Origin of the sequence: Pectobacterium actinidiae (assembly GCF_000803315.1) — a bacterium.
Lineage (GTDB): Bacteria > Pseudomonadota > Gammaproteobacteria > Enterobacterales > Enterobacteriaceae > Pectobacterium > Pectobacterium actinidiae.
In genome coordinates this window covers 3,597,765-3,614,067 of the sequence record NZ_JRMH01000001.1, presented here as the reverse complement: position 1 = coordinate 3,614,067, position 16,303 = coordinate 3,597,765, and the positions used below count along the sequence as shown (strand labels likewise).

The 16,303-nt window shown below is 54.0% G+C and carries 13 protein-coding genes; 6 read left to right on the top strand and 7 right to left on the bottom strand.

Annotated elements, in window-relative coordinates:
- The first annotated feature begins 11 nt into the window (after positions 1 to 11).
- Complete coding sequence (gene eno / locus KKH3_RS15605) at positions 12 to 1,307, top strand: phosphopyruvate hydratase (RefSeq protein WP_039361253.1); 1,296 nt, start codon at positions 12 to 14, stop codon at positions 1,305 to 1,307.
- A 180-nt stretch (positions 1,308 to 1,487) separates the two neighbouring features.
- Here eno and KKH3_RS15600 read toward each other — a convergent pair whose 3' ends face one another.
- Both KKH3_RS15600 and KKH3_RS15595 read right to left on the bottom strand, forming a co-directional pair.
- Positions 1,488 to 2,165 carry a type 1 glutamine amidotransferase domain-containing protein gene (locus tag KKH3_RS15600; protein ID WP_039362511.1) on the bottom strand — a complete coding sequence of 226 codons (678 nt, stop codon included), beginning with the start codon at positions 2,163 to 2,165 and terminating at the stop codon, positions 1,488 to 1,490.
- Between the two features lie 47 nt (positions 2,166 to 2,212).
- Positions 2,213 to 3,631, bottom strand: a complete 1,419-nt coding sequence (locus KKH3_RS15595; RefSeq protein ID WP_039361252.1) for a coniferyl aldehyde dehydrogenase — start codon at positions 3,629 to 3,631, stop codon at positions 2,213 to 2,215.
- 294 nt (positions 3,632 to 3,925) lie between these two features.
- On the opposite strand from KKH3_RS15595, the gene KKH3_RS15590 reads away from it, so the two are divergent.
- From KKH3_RS15590 to bglB, 3 genes are all read left to right on the top strand, one after another.
- Positions 3,926 to 4,816, top strand: a complete 891-nt coding sequence (locus KKH3_RS15590; RefSeq protein ID WP_039361251.1) for a LysR family transcriptional regulator — start codon at positions 3,926 to 3,928, stop codon at positions 4,814 to 4,816.
- Positions 4,817 to 5,117: 301 nt separating this feature from the next.
- On the top strand, positions 5,118 to 6,677 hold the full coding sequence (locus KKH3_RS15585) for an MFS transporter (protein WP_039361248.1): 1,560 nt from the start codon (positions 5,118 to 5,120) through the stop codon (positions 6,675 to 6,677).
- A gap of 43 nt (positions 6,678 to 6,720) precedes the next feature.
- Positions 6,721 to 7,860: a beta-galactosidase BglB gene (bglB, locus tag KKH3_RS15580; RefSeq protein WP_039361246.1), complete on the top strand. Its 1,140-nt coding sequence runs from the start codon at positions 6,721 to 6,723 to the stop codon at positions 7,858 to 7,860.
- A gap of 389 nt (positions 7,861 to 8,249) precedes the next feature.
- Here the strand turns inward: bglB and KKH3_RS15575 are convergent, their stop codons facing one another.
- Positions 8,250 to 8,996, bottom strand: coding sequence for an SDR family oxidoreductase (locus KKH3_RS15575; RefSeq protein ID WP_039361244.1), 747 nt, complete (start codon positions 8,994 to 8,996; stop codon positions 8,250 to 8,252).
- A gap of 8 nt (positions 8,997 to 9,004) precedes the next feature.
- Complete coding sequence (locus tag KKH3_RS15570; RefSeq protein ID WP_039361243.1) at positions 9,005 to 9,988, bottom strand: MBL fold metallo-hydrolase; 984 nt, start codon at positions 9,986 to 9,988, stop codon at positions 9,005 to 9,007.
- Positions 9,989 to 10,182: 194 nt separating this feature from the next.
- Here KKH3_RS15570 and queE point away from each other — a divergent pair, with 194 nt between their 5' ends.
- Positions 10,183 to 10,854, top strand: a complete 672-nt coding sequence (gene queE / locus KKH3_RS15565) for a 7-carboxy-7-deazaguanine synthase QueE (protein WP_039361241.1) — start codon at positions 10,183 to 10,185, stop codon at positions 10,852 to 10,854.
- Between the two features lie 58 nt (positions 10,855 to 10,912).
- Here queE and queD read toward each other — a convergent pair whose 3' ends face one another.
- Positions 10,913 to 11,275, bottom strand: a complete 363-nt coding sequence (queD, locus tag KKH3_RS15560) for a 6-carboxytetrahydropterin synthase QueD (RefSeq protein ID WP_039361238.1) — start codon at positions 11,273 to 11,275, stop codon at positions 10,913 to 10,915.
- An 82-nt stretch (positions 11,276 to 11,357) separates the two neighbouring features.
- The gene (locus tag KKH3_RS15555; protein ID WP_039361236.1) at positions 11,358 to 12,692 is read right to left on the bottom strand and encodes a glycoside hydrolase family 28 protein; all 1,335 of its coding nucleotides are present in this window, start codon (positions 12,690 to 12,692) and stop codon (positions 11,358 to 11,360) included.
- A 567-nt stretch (positions 12,693 to 13,259) separates the two neighbouring features.
- Here KKH3_RS15555 and KKH3_RS15550 point away from each other — a divergent pair.
- Complete coding sequence (locus KKH3_RS15550) at positions 13,260 to 14,552, top strand: ABC transporter substrate-binding protein (RefSeq protein WP_039361234.1); 1,293 nt, start codon at positions 13,260 to 13,262, stop codon at positions 14,550 to 14,552.
- 35 nt (positions 14,553 to 14,587) lie between these two features.
- Here KKH3_RS15550 and KKH3_RS15545 read toward each other — a convergent pair whose 3' ends face one another.
- Positions 14,588 to 16,267 carry a hypothetical protein gene (locus tag KKH3_RS15545; RefSeq protein ID WP_039361233.1) on the bottom strand — a complete coding sequence of 560 codons (1,680 nt, stop codon included), beginning with the start codon at positions 16,265 to 16,267 and terminating at the stop codon, positions 14,588 to 14,590.
- Positions 16,268 to 16,303 lie beyond the last annotated feature (36 nt).

Here is a 16,303-nt window from a genome sequence, read left to right as displayed (position 1 = left end):
AGGAAAATCTAATGTCCAAAATTGTTAAAGTCATCGGCCGTGAAATCATCGACTCACGCGGAAACCCAACTGTTGAAGCGGAAGTGCATCTGGAAGGTGGTTTTGTAGGTCTGGCTGCTGCGCCATCAGGAGCGTCTACTGGCTCTCGCGAAGCACTGGAACTGCGTGACGGTGACAAATCCCGTTTTCTGGGTAAAGGCGTAACGAAAGCCGTTGCTGCTGTTAACGGCCCGATTGCTCAGGCTGTTCTGGGTAAAGACGCGAAAGATCAGGCGAACATCGACAAGATCATGATCGACCTGGACGGTACTGACAACAAATCCAAGTTCGGTGCTAACGCTATTCTGGCTGTTTCTCTGGCTGCCGCTAAAGCAGCAGCAGCGTCAAAAGGCCTGCCGCTGTATGCTCACATCGCTGAACTGAACGGCACCCCAGGCAAATACTCTATGCCACTGCCAATGATGAACATCATCAACGGTGGCGAGCACGCGGATAACAACGTTGATATCCAAGAGTTCATGATTCAGCCTGTTGGCGCGAAAACCCTGAAAGAAGCCATCCGTATGGGTTCTGAAGTGTTCCACACCCTGGCTAAAGTGCTGAAATCCAAAGGTATGGGTACTGCTGTTGGTGACGAAGGTGGCTATGCGCCAAACCTGGGTTCCAACGCCGAAGCGCTGGCTGTTATCGCAGAAGCGGTAAAAGCAGCAGGTTACGAGCTGGGCAAAGACATCACGCTGGCGATGGACTGTGCCGCTTCTGAATTCTACAAAGACGGTAAATACGTTCTGGCTGGCGAAGGCAACAAAGCCTTCACCTCTGAAGAATTCACTCACTTCCTGGAAGATCTGACTAAACAGTACCCAATCGTCTCTATCGAAGACGGTCTGGACGAGTCTGATTGGGCTGGCTTCGCTTACCAGACTAAAGTTCTGGGCGACAAAATCCAGCTGGTTGGTGACGATCTGTTCGTAACCAACACCAAGATCCTGAAAGAAGGTATCGATAAAGGTATCGCTAACTCTATCCTGATCAAATTCAACCAGATCGGTTCTCTGACCGAAACACTGGCTGCGATTAAAATGGCGAAAGATGCAGGCTACACGGCTGTTATCTCTCACCGTTCAGGCGAAACTGAAGATGCGACCATCGCTGACCTGGCTGTAGGTACCGCAGCAGGCCAGATCAAAACGGGCTCTATGAGCCGTTCTGACCGTGTTGCTAAATACAACCAGCTGATTCGTATCGAAGAAGCGCTGGGTGATGCTGCACCGTTCAACGGTCTGAAAGAAGTTAAAGGCCAGTAATGACGTTTCTGGCGTGATCAGGTAGCCGAGAAAGCGGCCTGATACGCGCCCAACGTGATGAAAACTAAAAATCCAGAAGCGTGAAAGCGTTTCTGGATTTTTTTATGGCAAGCATCCCTATCTGGCAGTTCTTGCGCTGTCGCTATGCAACGTTGAAAGCGCCTGAATCGCCAGCATTCATTAAGCTAACTGTTTGAGAATCGCTTTAGCGACCACTTCCGAGCTTGCCGGGTTCTGACCGGTGATCAGCTTGCCGTCTTCCACGAGGTACGGTGCCCAGTCTGGGCCTTTTTCGTATAGGCCGCCGAGTTTCTTGAATTCATCTTCAATCAGGAAAGGTACGACGTCCGTCAACTGAACCGCCGCTTCTTCACCGTTTGTGAAGCCTGTCACTTTGCGGCCTTTAATCAGCGCATCGCCATTCTCTGTTTTCACATGAATCAGCACGCCCGGTGCGTGGCAGACAAAACCGGTCGGCTTGTTGGCGCGTACAAAGGCTTCAATGAGCGCGATGGAGACAGGGGATTCTGCCAGATCCCACAGCGGGCCGTGGCCGCCGGGATAAAAGACGGCATCGAAATCCTGTTCGATGACGGTATCCAGTTTTATCGTATTCGCCAGTTCCTGCTGCGCAGCCGGGTCGGCTTTAAAACGGTGCGTCAGTTCGGTTTGAAAATCCGCCAGATCGCTTTTCGGGTCAAGAGGCGGCTGGCCGCCAGCAGGGGAGGCGAGAACGATCTCGGCCCCGGCATCTTTGAAGGTGTAATAAGGGGCAGCAAACTCTTCCAGCCAGAAGCCGGTTTTATTACCCGTGTTGCCCAGTTTGTCGTGAGAAGTCAGTACCATTAAAATTTTCATCATTTTTCTCTCTATGGTTGCAGGATGATCGGGTGAATAGATGCCGGTTACCCTTTCAGGGCGGCGACAATCGCGTCTTGTTTCTCATGGTAAGGCGCACGCAGTGTCAGGTTAGACGCGCCATCTTCACTTTGTATGACAATCGGTTTGGCGTGGCTGAAACGGCGGAATCCGTGAACGCCGTGATACGCGCCGATGCCGGATGCGCCAACGCCGCCGAACGGAAGTGTGTCGATCGATACGTGCGTCATCACATCGTTGATGACCAGCGCGCCTGATGTCGTTCTGCTGGCGAAGCGTTGCTGCATGGCCTCATCGTTGCTGAACAGATAGGCCGCCAGCGGGCGTGGATGCGCATTGATGTAGTGAATGGGTTCCTCTGCGGCCTGATAGGTTTTGATGGGCAGCAGCGGGCCGAAAATTTCTTCCTGCATAATCGTCATCTCATCACGTACGCCGAACACCAGATGCGGGGCAATCTTACGGCTTGTGGCGTCGTAGGGCGCTTCGCCTTCCGGTGCCAGACTGACGATGGTCGCGCCTTGCTGCCCAGCCTCTTTCAGGATGCGGATCAAACGATCGTAATGTCTGTCAGCAATGATAGACGTGTAATCCGGGTTCGCCTGTAACGTCGGGAAGCTTTTCTGCATAAAGGCTTTTGCGGCATCGCGGAAAGCCTGCTCCTGACCTTCTGGCAGCAGAACATAGTCCGGCGACAGGCAGATTTGCCCAGCGTTGAAGGTTTTCACCGTCAGCGTGCGTTCAACGGCTTCTGTGATGTCTGCGCTGCTATCAATCACGACCGGTGATTTGCCGCCCAGCTCCAGCGTGACCGGCACCAGATTTTCTGCCGCCGCACGCATCACCTGTTTCCCAACGGCGGTGCTGCCAGTGAAGACCAGATGATCGAATGGCAGTTCGCTGAATGCCTGACCGATTTCTGCATCACCCAGCACCACGGCCAATTCCTGCGGGGCAAAATAGTGGGCAATCAATTCCGCCAGCAGTTCAGACGTGCGTGGCGTGAGTTCTGACGGTTTCAGAATCGCGGTATTACCGGCGGCAAAAATGTCAGCCAGCGGACCGAAGGACAGATTCACGGGGAAGTTCCACGGGCTGATCACGCCGATCACGCCCAGAGGTTGGTGCTGAATCCACGCCTGCATACCGGGAGCGGGTTCATCAACAGGCTCTGGCTGCATCCAGCGTTCAACGTTGTCGATGGCGTTCTGGAGTATTTTCAGCGTGATGCCGATGTCGGCGGCGAAAGAGTGATACAGGCTGCGATGGCCGAAATCGTCACTCATGGCCTGCGCGAGCGCCGCATGGTTTTCACGGATCAGATTGATGCTGCGCTGTAAGCGATCTTGACGCAGCGCGGCATCGGCGGGGCCAGAGGCAATGTGAGCGCGCTTCATCGTATTCAGAATGGCGTGTAAATCCTTTTTGGATTGTTGTGTCGACATGTTTGTCCCCTTTTAGCCGTCGAGTACCAGAGAAAACAGAAAGTTAGCCGGGGTTTCCGGGTCACTCAAGATGGGATAAAGGATACGGCAGGGGTTGATCCACCCGCCAACAAGATTATTATTCGGGGGGTATAAATAATTTTATGTCTCATACCCGTCATACTTCAAGTTGCATGTGCGTTGGCTGCGTTCACTCACCCGAATCACTTACTTGAGTAAGCTCATCGGGATTCGCTCTCTTGCCGCCTTCCTGAAACTCGAATTATTTAGGGTATAAATATCTATAGGTATCGTATGTCACTTATCCGCCTACGCACATTTGTGGAAGTCTATCGGCAGCGCTCGATTAGCGGCGCCTCGCGCGCGCTCAATCTGACCCAGCCGGCGGTGTCGCAGCACATTGCCGGACTGGAGGTGGCGGTGGGGCGGCGTCTCTTTGAGCGTCAGGCAAACGGTGTAACGCCAACGTCGGCAGCGGATGATCTTGCGGCCGATCTGGGAGACAAGCTCGATGAAGCGGAGGCGGCACTGGCCTCTGCCCGCGCGAGGTCAATGGACGTCGCGGGGACGCTGCATATCATTGGTCATGCGGATTTCATGGCCGAAGTGGTGTCGGAACAGCTATTGCCGCTGCTTCAGGCGGGTGTGCGGGTGCATATGCACACCGGCGACGGTAATTTGATTAAACAGATGCTGCTCGAAGGGCACTGTGATTTAGGTATAACGGCACACCCGGTGACGGACAAGCGGCTGAAAAGCGATCTGTTGAAGAGTGCGACATTACAGGCGGTGGCGGCACCGGCGATCGTCGAACGGCTATTGCTGACGGGCGATCTGCCGCAGGCGTTGGCGCAGGAACCGATGCTGGCGTATGACCTTGAGTTTCCTCTAATCGATCACTGGTTGAAGAAGAACCGCATGGAGGATAAGGGACTGGTGCCTGCTGTGGTGAGTCAGGATCTGCGCGCGCTGCGTCGCGTGTTGACCAGTGGGTTTGGCTGGACGGTCATGCCAGTGTATTTATGTCAGGATCTGCTGGATGCGGGGGAGCTTGTCATCATTCCGCCACCTGTTGGTACGACGCAGTTGGATTACTATCTGGCTTGGGTACCAGGTGCGCTGCGCCAGCCACGCTTAGCCCATGCGCGACAAACCTTCCTGTGGCGCTTACAGCATGCGCAATAGCGCTATTCCCTGCTAAAAAAGCGCCATTTTTCAAGACATCACAAGGCAACGTCCGCTGGCGACGTTGCTCTTCTTCCCGCAGACTTCCCATCTTCTATCCTGTGATCGCCATAAACGAACTGCTGGTTTCATTCAGTTAAAATCGCTTTTTATAAAATCTTTGAAGCGGATCGCATCAATCTTCCCTGTGCTGCCAGCGTGGGGCGCGTGGTGGCAAAAGCGCAAAGGTTTTCACGATCGCCGGGCGCTAACGTAACAGCGTGACACCTTCATAATTAAAAATGTTCGGGGAAGGATGGCGATGAAAACGCGTAAGATCGGTTTGGCTAACTATTTAGCCTACGGTTCAGGGGACTTTCTTGGTGCGGGTACCACCGCGCTGACGGCCGCCTGGTTACTCTATTTTTACACCACGTTCTGTGGCTTAACGCCGATTGAGGCAACGTTTATTTTTGCGATGGCGCGCGTGCTTGATGCCGTCGTCAGCCCGCTGATGGGCTTCCTGACCGATAACTTCGGTTCAACCTGGTTGGGTAAGCGCTTTGGCCGCCGTAAGTTCTTTATTCTACTCGGTATTCCCCTCGTGTTTAGCTACAGCTTCATGTGGGTTGGGGATATGAGCTATTGGTACTATCTGCTGACGTACCTGCTGTTCGATATCGTTTATACGATGGTACTGGTGCCGTATGAAACGCTGGTACCGGAAATGACCGACGATTTCAAACAGAAGACCAAGTTCTCCGGCGCACGCATCGCACTGGCGCAGCTGTCTGCGATTTTGGCTGCGTTTCTGCCGGGTATTCTGCTGGGCTACTTTGGTAAAGACAACGCCATTTCCTTCTTCTATTCGAGTCTGGTGTTCTCCGTTATTTGTGCGCTGGTGTTGACGCTGGTCTATTTCTTTACGTGGGAACGGCCACGCGATCAGATGTCGGAAGCGTCGCTGCGGGCGGAGAAAGAGCGTCAGTCTCTGACGTTAGGCCAAAGCCTGAAACGGCTGAACGTCGAGCTGGTTTCCACGCTGCGTATTCGCATCTTCCGTCAGCATCTCGGGATGTATCTGGGCGGGTATATCGCGCAGGACGTGTTTAATGCGGTGTTTACCTATTACGTGGTCTTTGTGCTGATGCAAAGCCCGACAATGGCGTCTAACCTGATGGGCACCATGGCGATCCTGCAATTCATCGCGGTAATCGGCATGATCCCGCTGTGTATTCGCTTTGGGCCAGCACCGTCTTACCGCCTGGTCGTATGCCTGTTTGGCGTGAGTGCGCTTTCCTACGCGGTCCTGTGGTACAGCGGCCTGCATGACACCTTCTCTCTGCTGCTGTTGATTTCTGCGTTGGCTGGCATTGGGCGTGGCGGGATCAACTACGTACCGTGGAACACCTACACTTACATCGCCGACGTGGATGAAGTGATCACCGCGCAGCGTCGTGAAGGGATCTTCGCCGGGATTATGACGCTGACCCGTAAAGCCTCTCAGGCTGGTGCGGTGATGCTGGTAGGCGTGGTGTTGCAGCTATCTGGCTTTGTGTCCGGCCAGAGCGTACAGGCGCCGGGCGTCAGCCACACTATTCTGATGATTTTGAGCTTCGGCACCGTGGGCGTGCTGGCGCTGGGCTTCCTGGTTTCTCTGCGCTTTAAACTCAACCTGCAAACACACAGTGTGCTACGCGAAGAGACGCTGAAAATGCGTGAAGCGGGTCGCCCTGTGCCGGAGAAGATTACGCCACAGGCGCGGGCAACGGTCGAAATGCTGGCGGGTATGCCATATGAATCGCTGTGGGGTAACAACAATATCGGCTACTTGAACCGCCACAAAGGCGACAAGCCGGTCACGCACGCCACACAGCCGTAACTGTATTGAACTGTTAACTGATAACTCAATTGGATGAATGACTATGACCGTATTCAGTGTAAAACATAGCCCGCTTTTACGTCAGCCAGAACGCTTCATCTCCCGTGAGGATCTGAAGGCGCTGATTTGCCGTATCACCGACAATCTGGTGAATATCGAGGATAAAACCGGTGAATTCTTGTTACGGCTGGACGATGGTCGCGTAATTGATACCAAAGGCTGGGCGGGATGGGAATGGACGCACGGCATCGGGCTGTACGGGATTTATCAGTATTACCAGCAAACGGGTGACGAGCAGATGCGCGCCATCATTGATGACTGGTTTACTGAACGTTTGGCGGAAGGCACACCGACGAAAAACGTGAACACCGTGTGCCCGTTCCTGACGCTGGCTTATCGCTATGAAGAAACGGGCGACGCCCGCTGGCTACCGTATCTGGAGCGCTGGGCGGAATGGGTGATGTATGAAATGCCGCGCACGGACAAGCAAGGCTTGCAGCACATTGTTTATAACAACGAAAACCATCAGCAGCTGTGGGACGACACGCTGATGATGAGCGTGCTGCCGCTGGCGAAAATCGGCAAGCTGCTAAATCGACCGGAATTTGTCGAAGAAGCCACGTATCAGTTCCTGCTGCATGTGCAATACCTGATGGATCGCGAAAGCGGCCTGTGGTTCCACGGCTGGACGTTCGAAGGGCAGCACAACTATGCGAAAGCACGCTGGGCGCGTGGTAACAGCTGGCTGACGATCGTTATTCCTGAATTTATCGAACTGCTGGATTTGCCGGAACACAACGCGACGCGCCGCTTCCTGTTGCAGGTGCTGGAAAGCCAGATTGAGGCATTGGCGAAATATCAGGATGACAGCGGCCTGTGGCACACGCTGATCGACGATCCGAATTCTTATCTTGAAAGCTCGGCAACCGCCGGTTTTGCCTACGGTATCCTGAAAGCGGTGCGCAAGCGCTACGTCGACCCGAGCTACGCTGACGTCGCGGAGAAAGCGATTCGCGGTGTGATTAATCACGTCAATCAGGACGGTGAACTGACGCAGGTGTCATTTGGCACCGCGATGGGCAACGATCTGGATTTCTACCGCAACATTGCGCTGACCTCCATGCCATACGGTCAGGCGATGGCGATCCTCTGTCTGGCGGAATATCTGCGGGTGTATCTGTAATTAGGTTATCGCTCTGGTCTGTGAGGGTAAACTTTTATACACAAATGCTGATAGTTTTTATGGTGTTGACGTTATCCGGCGTGAAAATTATGCAGCGGTGCGCTTGACCGCCGAGTGAGCGACAGGACGTCGCGAAAGCCAGCGCCATGCCGGGAGCATGTCGCTGGCGGCTCGAAAAGCGGGCATGGGCACCGATGGAACCGCGTAGCGGCATAATTTAGCCGGAAGCCTGGGTTCGTAGGGCGGCGGCGACTGAGCCGCCCTACGTCGGGCGCGTGTACGGTATCGCATACAAGTGGCGGTGGTGTGGCGCACGAAAGCCTCTCTTAACCTGCATATAAATGTGATTAAGAGACCGGCTAAGCGGGAGGAACCTGCATAGGTTGCGTCTATTTACCGCCCGCGAGGTCGATAAAATTCCCCGTGACGTAAGATGCGTCGTCCGATAACAGCCAGCCTATCGCTTGCGCGACCTCCATCGGGTGACCACCCCGTTTCATCGGCAGCGAATGCTTGATGCGATCGACTCTTGCCGGTTCTCCGCCGTCAGCATGCATGTCGGTATAAATAAAACCGGGTCGCACGGCGTTAACGCGAATACCCTGATCGGCGACTTCCAGCGATAACCCAATAGTCAGCGTATCGAGCGCACCTTTTGACGCCGCATAGTCAATATATTCGTGAGGCGATCCCAGCCGGGCGGCCGCAGATGACACGTTGACGATAGCACCGCCTTTGCCACCATGCCGAAATGCCATACGCTTGACCGCTTCCCGAGCACAGAGAAAACTGCCCACCGTATTGGTGGCAAAAATGTCGTTAAGCCGCACGGCATCGAGCTGTTCAATGGTGGCTTGAGGTTTGAGTATCGCGGCGTTATTCACTAAACCCGTCAGGCAGCCAAGCTCTTTATCCGTCTGGTTAAAAAGCTCGATAACCTGCTCTTCATCGGCGATATCGACCTGAACGGCGATGGCGGTTCCACCGCTAGCGCGTATCTCTGCGAGAATGCTATGCGCGCTGTCCTGCTGGGTGCGGTAGCCGATGCAAATCTTGTGACCTTTTCCTGCCAGGTAGCTCGCGGTTGCGCGACCAATGCCGCGCGAACCGCCAGTAATTAACGTAACGAATTCCATTCTGCTCCTTAGTTTTTTAGCCCTGCCACACTGTAATTCGCCGGGAGCCAGCGATAGCCGTTGGTCGTGCCGTTGCGTTCCAGACGCGTACCAACGTGGCCGATGCCGGGGAAGGGCAGATGAGCGCCTGCAACCCAGTAACCCTGGCTGGCGGCGTCAGCCAGCGCTTTATTACGGGATTCCGTCGCCTGATCCATATTGGAGTCAAAGCTGATGGTGGTGGTCGGTAAGCTCATCTGTACCGCTTCCGCATGAATGATATCTCCCCAAGCCAGCAGTTTTTTCCCTTCGCTCTCGATCAGAAAAGAGGTATGTCCCGGTGTATGCCCTGGACTCGGAATCGCGGTGATACCAGGTAACAATGTGGCTTGCTGAGCCGGGAACGTTTTCAGCTTGTTCTCTTTGCGAACGACATCAAAGGTACTTTGCACGCGTTGGAAAGCGGATTTCCTGTTCTCTGGTGCGTTCTTCAGGTTATCCGGGCTGAGCCAGAAGTCGGTTTCTGGCTGGCTGACATACACGGTGGCATTTGGGTAGTTCAGTTTATTGTCCTGCACCAAACCGCCAAAATGGTCACCGTGCAGGTGAGTCATCAATACGGTATCGACCTGTTCAGGTTTATAGCCCGCCGCAATCAGATTCGGCAGTACTTTTCCGACCGTAGGGTTGCTCTGCTTGCCGTTGCCCGTGTCTATCAAAATCAGGTGCTTTCCGGTATTGACCAAATAGGCGTTGATAGAGGTTTCCACCTGCGGCGTCAGCGATTTCTCTGCCAGCAGTTCGGTGATTTTTTCCGGTGGGGTGCGCTGCAACAGTTTATCCATCGGCATGGTGTTAGTGCCGTCAGACAGGGCGGTGATTTCAAACTGGCCGAGCATGATGCGGTAATAGCCCGGCTGAGTTTTAATCTGCGCGATATCCTGTGCCTGTGTAAATGCAGGCACGAATGTGCATGAGACGAGCAATAAGGCTAGAGGTTTCAATAACTTCATTTATTCTTGTCCTTGTTAATAATGAACGCAGGTGAAATCGTAACAACAGATTGATTATTGACGCACGGGGCAAATTACTCAACTGTCACCGAGCTCGTGTGTTCTCGCTGGATTTGCCACGGCATTTCCGCTGTCCTGCAACGCGAATGATTTAGGGTATACTGCATTTTTAAGTGAACGAGACAGTGAAAACCATGCAGTACCCGATTAATGAAATGTTCCAGACGTTACAGGGCGAAGGCTATTTTACCGGTGTGCCGGCGGTGTTTGTGCGCCTGCAAGGGTGTCCGGTAGGCTGTAGCTGGTGCGATACCAAACATACCTGGGACAAGCTGGCAGAGCGGGAAACCTCATTGGATCAGGTGCTGGTGAAAACGGAAGAAAGCGATGCCTGGGGGGCGGCGAGTGCGGACGACATTCTGGCGCTGATGGCGCAGGAAGGCTACACGGCACGCCACATTGTGATCACCGGCGGTGAACCCTGCATCCACGATTTAGCACCGCTAACGCTACAGTTGGAAAAGCAGGGCTTTAGCTGCCAGATCGAAACCAGCGGCACGCATGACGTGCGCTGTTCACCGAAAACCTGGGTGACGGTATCGCCGAAGGTGAATATGCGTGGCGGTATGAAAGTGCTCGATCAGGCATTGCAGCGAGCGGATGAGATCAAACACCCGGTGGCGCGTGAGCGTGACATTGAGGCGTTGGATGCATTACTGGCGCGGCTTGATGATGACAAGCCGCGGATTGTGGCGTTACAGCCGATCAGCCAGAAAGACGATGCGACCAAACTGTGTATCGCGACCTGCATTGCCCGCAACTGGCGGCTGTCTATGCAGACACATAAATACCTGAATATCGCCTGACATCAGATGGCGTGAGAAAGGGACGCTCACGCCAGACTACAGTATCACCACTTCTTTATTACTCGCCTTTATAGACACAGCCGGCGGTACAGGTTTCTTTCACCATCACCGCGCTGAGCAGCGGTAATATCGGCTTCAACTGATGCCAGATCCAGTGCGCCAGCACTTCGCTGGTCGGGTTTTCCAGACCGGGGATCTCATTCAGATAGTGATGATCCAATCGTTCCCACGTAGGTTTGAATGCGGCTTTCAGCTCAGAAAAATCCATCACCCAGCCGGTATGCGGATCCACTTCACCGGTAATTTCCAGTCTCACCATGAAAGAGTGACCATGCAGCCGCCCGCATTTGTGGCCGTCTGGTACGTGAGGCAGATGATGCGCGGCTTCAAACTGAAAATCTTTAAATAGCGTAGTGACCATAGCGATGTTCCCGGTTTCGTTCTGAAAAAGGGGCTTTCAGAACATAGTATGCAAAAAACCGTCGCATACTACCCGAAAGTGCTTATTCTTCCAACTGCGCGATCGCCGCGTGATGCCAGCCGGAGGGCAGCGGATCGGGACGGCGGAGCGTCATATGGCTGGTGGTCAGGTTCACAACGCCACGGGCAAATAGTGCGGGCATGCCACCTGGATAATAGTCGACACCGAAGGCTCGGCCTGTCGCCGGATCGACCCGATACGCATTGTCCAGCCCCATACCCGTCGGGCGTTCCGGGTTACAAGGGGGGCGCACATCGAACATCCCCTGTTCCGGTGAGTCGCTCTGCCGCTGTTCGAGGTGAATGGCATGGAAATGGATATCACGAATGTAGCCTGCTGGCGTACTGTGCAGGTTAATCGCGCCCTCGCTGATCCCCGCGATCTGGGAAAACTGTACCGCTTCGATCTGGCCCGGTTCGATGGCGGGATCGCGATAGCGTACGGAGATAAAGATCGGATCGGCTTTGCCCCAATGGCAGGGATGTGCAGCAACGCACTGGAATGTGATGTTGCTGAATTGCAGGCGTCGGAACGCGCCGCCATCGCGTGAGATCAGGCCTATCGCGCGGTTAGTCTCGTAAATGGCGCAGTTGCTGACGGCAATATCTTCAATGTCGGCAAAGGTTTCGGTGCCGATCTTCAAGGCACAGCTCTTGGATCGCAACAGGCAATTGCTGATGACGACTTGCTGAACCTTACGCTGTAGATGGGGCGGCTTATGGGTGGTTTTGATGCACAGCGCATCGTCGGCGGCGCTCAGCGAGCAGTTGCTGATTTGCACCTGCTGACAGCTATCAAGATCCAGCGCGTCGGTATTTGCCATGCTCAGATCGTTATCAATCGTCAGCCGTTCGACGATGATCTGACGGCAACTGACCAGATGCACGGTCCACATCGGTGCGTGCTCAATCGTAAAATCGCACAGGCGGACGTGTTCGCAATCCTCAAAGACCACAATGCGCGGGCGATATTGCGCAGGCAGGCGATAGCCCTGATCGTCGGGTTCCGCAGAAAAATACGCATCGGCATTCCCCATGATCTTACCCTGACCGCAGATCGTGATATTGCGTTGTTGGTAGGCATAAAGAAATGCACGCTGCGATAGCTCGGCCATGCTGATCGTCGTGGCCTGCGTAAACAGTGCATAGTCACCGCTGACGATGAGCTCTGCGCCTGCCTCCAACTGTAGGCAAAAATTGGAAGGCAACAACAATCCCCCTAACAGATAACGCCCCGGCTCCACCGTCAGGGTGCCGCCGCCCTGTGCCGCAATCCGGTCGATAGCCTGCTGAAAGATGGCAGTATCCGGCGTGATGCCGTCGGCAGCGGGGGAGTATGACTGAATAGAGTGTTTCATCGTGTCATCCACGGTTTGCAATTAATGAACGGATTGCAGCATGTTTGCGGGCTTTTGGCAGTGTTTGTCATGGTGAAATCTGCGGAGGTTGGAGCGGGCTTCACAGCGCACGGTGCGTGATGTAAGGGAATGTGAAAAGCATAACGAAGAGAATGATACGGTGCGCTATGCCGTGTGTGTTTCATCACGCTTTTACGCCGTTTTCTCGCTTTTTCAACGAGCGCGACGTGGTTTTGTTGTTTTTGTGTTTCTTATTTGTGAATCAAATCTCTTTTTGGCGTGGTACGTCGGTTAATCGTGTGAGGTATCTCCCTGCCGCGTTACATAGGGCGCACATCGCGTGGTTGAAACGTCCGCTACCACGGTGCGGTCATCAGCATTTCTTCCGTCAGCCCCGCAAATCCCGCGTTTTCTTGCCGTGGCGACTGGCGCGATAAAAAGGGTTCTGCCTATCTTGTCAGGGTCGAGAAATGGTTTGATTCACGGCTATGTACCTACCTGCTTTCTCATCTATATCGCCACACCAGTACGCCAGACACACACAATAATAATGTCGTTGGGGGAAAAATGAGATTACCTGGACTGATTGTCATCGCCTTCTCTGCGCTCTGTTCGTTCGCGCAGGCTGCTGAACCCGTGGAATTACGACTCTCCTGGTGGGGAGGAAACAGCCGCCATCAGGCGACGTTGACGGCGCTGGAAGCGTTTCAGAAAAAGTATCCGCATATCAGCGTGAAACCAGAATATACCGGGTGGGATGGTCATCTATCCCGTCTGACGACGCAGATTGCCAGCGGTGAAGAACCTGATGTGTTACAGGTAAACTGGAACTGGCTGCCGATTTTTTCCAAGACGGGCACGGGTTTTTATGACCTGAATAAGCTGACTGAAACGCTGAAATTACAGGACTTCCCTGAAGATGCACTGAAACCCGCGACAATCGACGGCAAGGTAAACGCGATTTCCACCTCGCTGAATGCCTTGGTGATGTACTACAACACGGAAACGTGGAAGAAGGCCGGGCTGCCGTATCCCACCAGTTGGGATGAGCTGTTCCATGCAGGCAAGGTATTTAAAGAGAAGCTGGGTGATAACTATTTTCCTATCGCTTCGCCTGCGCAGGACAGCGGTGAAGGCGTACTGGAGTTGATCAACTACTACATGACGCAGAAATACCAGATCGGCATGATCGATGAAAAGCACAAGCGCTTTAACTACAGCGAAGCGCAGTGGATCGAGGCGTTTCGCTTCTATAAACGTTTGATCGACGAGCATGTGATGCCATCCTCGAAATATTACAACGCGTTTGGCAAAGTTGGGATGTATGAAACACGCCCCTGGATTAACGGGGAATACGGTGGGGCACACCTGTGGATTTCGGTCGTGAAGAAATACGCCGATCCGCTGGCGGCACCCAGTAAGCTCGAATTAGGGCCCTACATCATGACGCCGGGATCGGATAACTCCGGGCAGTTCTTCAAACCGTCGATGCTGTTTGCCATTAGTAAAAACACGAAACATCCGAAAGAAGCGGCGCTGTTGTTGAATTATCTGATGAACGATCCTGAAGGCGCGCTGCTGATGGGCACCGAGCGCGGTATTCCGCTTAGCCGTATCGCCAGACAAACGCTGGAAGAAAAGCAGAAACTGGATACAAACGATCTGTCGGTTGCCGGATTATCACTGGCGCTGGAAAGACCGATGCAAACGCCCGTTTCCTCTTATCTTGAAGATCCGCAGCTTGCCAGCCTGATCCTGCAAACCATCGAACAGCTCGACTATGGCAAGAAGAGCGTGGAAGAGTCGGCGAAAAACTTCAGCAGTTCAGGTGAACGTATTCTCAAGCGGGTGATTCGCTAGCCCATTACTGACTACAATCGTTACTGGCCGGTGCGTTACGTCAGTTCAGTCAACTGCTGTTGCAGGCTATCGGCTAACGCGCGTGGACGCCCGGCATCAAACATCACATGCAGGCTCACCGGGTAATCCCGGTGTTGCAGGCAGAAATCCTCCATTTCATGCCCAATGCCATATAGCGCCTGAATGTTGGTTTTGGCGATTTCCCGCAGCGTCCAGTTGTTCTCCACCTGTTTGCAGTAGTGCAGCGTAAAGAAGGCCTTCTGCGCGTGAACAAAGGCACGGCAATACAGCGTCAGGCCGCGCCATTCCTGCTGCCAGCGCTGTCTGAGCGCTTCTGGCATCGTGTGTTCACGGGAAAATTGCAGTGCGGCCTGCTGGCACTGTTCGGCCAACTGCCAGGCGGCATCTTTCTCCTTCGCAATGTGATAGAGGTTTTGCGAAGCCAGCTCCGCATGCTGCGGATCGAACGTAATATCCTGACCGGAACCCGGCAGCCAGTGGTTACGGTTGAGCTGGCCGTACAGGCTCCAGATCGCCTGACCAAAGCTGGTTGGCAGCAGGCTGTGACGGTGGAAAACGTGGTGACGTGCATACAGTGATAGGGAAATGGCCTGATGAGCCTGATCCAACAAGGCGAGCATCGCATGCAGCACGGTATCGTCCGGCTGCCATTGGTAACGTGTCATTAACCACTGTGCAAACAGTGTGCTTTCGTGTGCCGTGGCGGTCTGGTTGGTCAGCAGTCGCGAACAGGCAAACAGCGTAAATTCGCTCAGCGTGCCGATCACGCTGTGATTATCTACGCCTTCCCAACTGATACGGCACAATGCGCTGACAATTGCGGGATTTTTCTCCCGGCACCACAGCAACCTTCCTTGAACTTCGGTGTAGCGCAGGAAAGGGAGATTGCCCCAGCCGACTTCCTCGCCAGCCAGATCCAGTTCAATCCAGACTTCACGCCCGCTGATGTCCAGCAGCGCGGGGTTATTAGGAAACTCAGGCCAGAAGCGTTCTGGCGTGACTTTGATGGCGACGGAGACGGCTTCCGGCAGCGTGCGAATGGCGTTCAGGACATTACTGATATCCTGATGGCTGGCGGGAAACGCGCGTAATACCAGATGGCGCTGGTGATAGTGCATCACGCGTGCGACGGCGGAGAATAAGCGGTGATAGATCTGCTCACTGTCGGCGTTGGTCGGCCAGTGCGTGGTAATAGGAACGGTGCCGTTGATCTCATCGCCGGAAGGGGCGGAAAAGCGCAGCAGGCTATCGCTATTGGAGATCGCCAGCAACAGGCCGCTCAGCCGTGGGATCTGCTGCATCAGCAGTTCGACTTTGGCGGCAAGGTAGTCGCACCAAAAGTCGGTATCCATGCGTAGGCTATGTTTGTCGTCCAGTAATTCTGGGTGATGAAGCAGTAAATCCGTGGGAAACGACAGCTCTTTGCATTGCAGATACAGCGCCAGCCCCTGTTCACGACAGTGCGCTGCGACCTGATTCAGATAAACACAGCGTGAGCGCTGCTGACTGCTGATGCGATCGTCAAAACGCGCGTTATTGTAGGCTTCCGGCGTCACCAGTTTATCCAGCAAATCTGCCGCGCCTAGCACCAGCGTATTGAAGCCGTGTTCACGGGCGTAATCGACGACCGAAATGACCTGTTGCCAGTGCCAAATATCTTGCGTATTAAGTTCCAGCGCACGTCGTTGCCACATCATTTTTCTCCCGTTGCCACTGGCGTGAGTATCGCA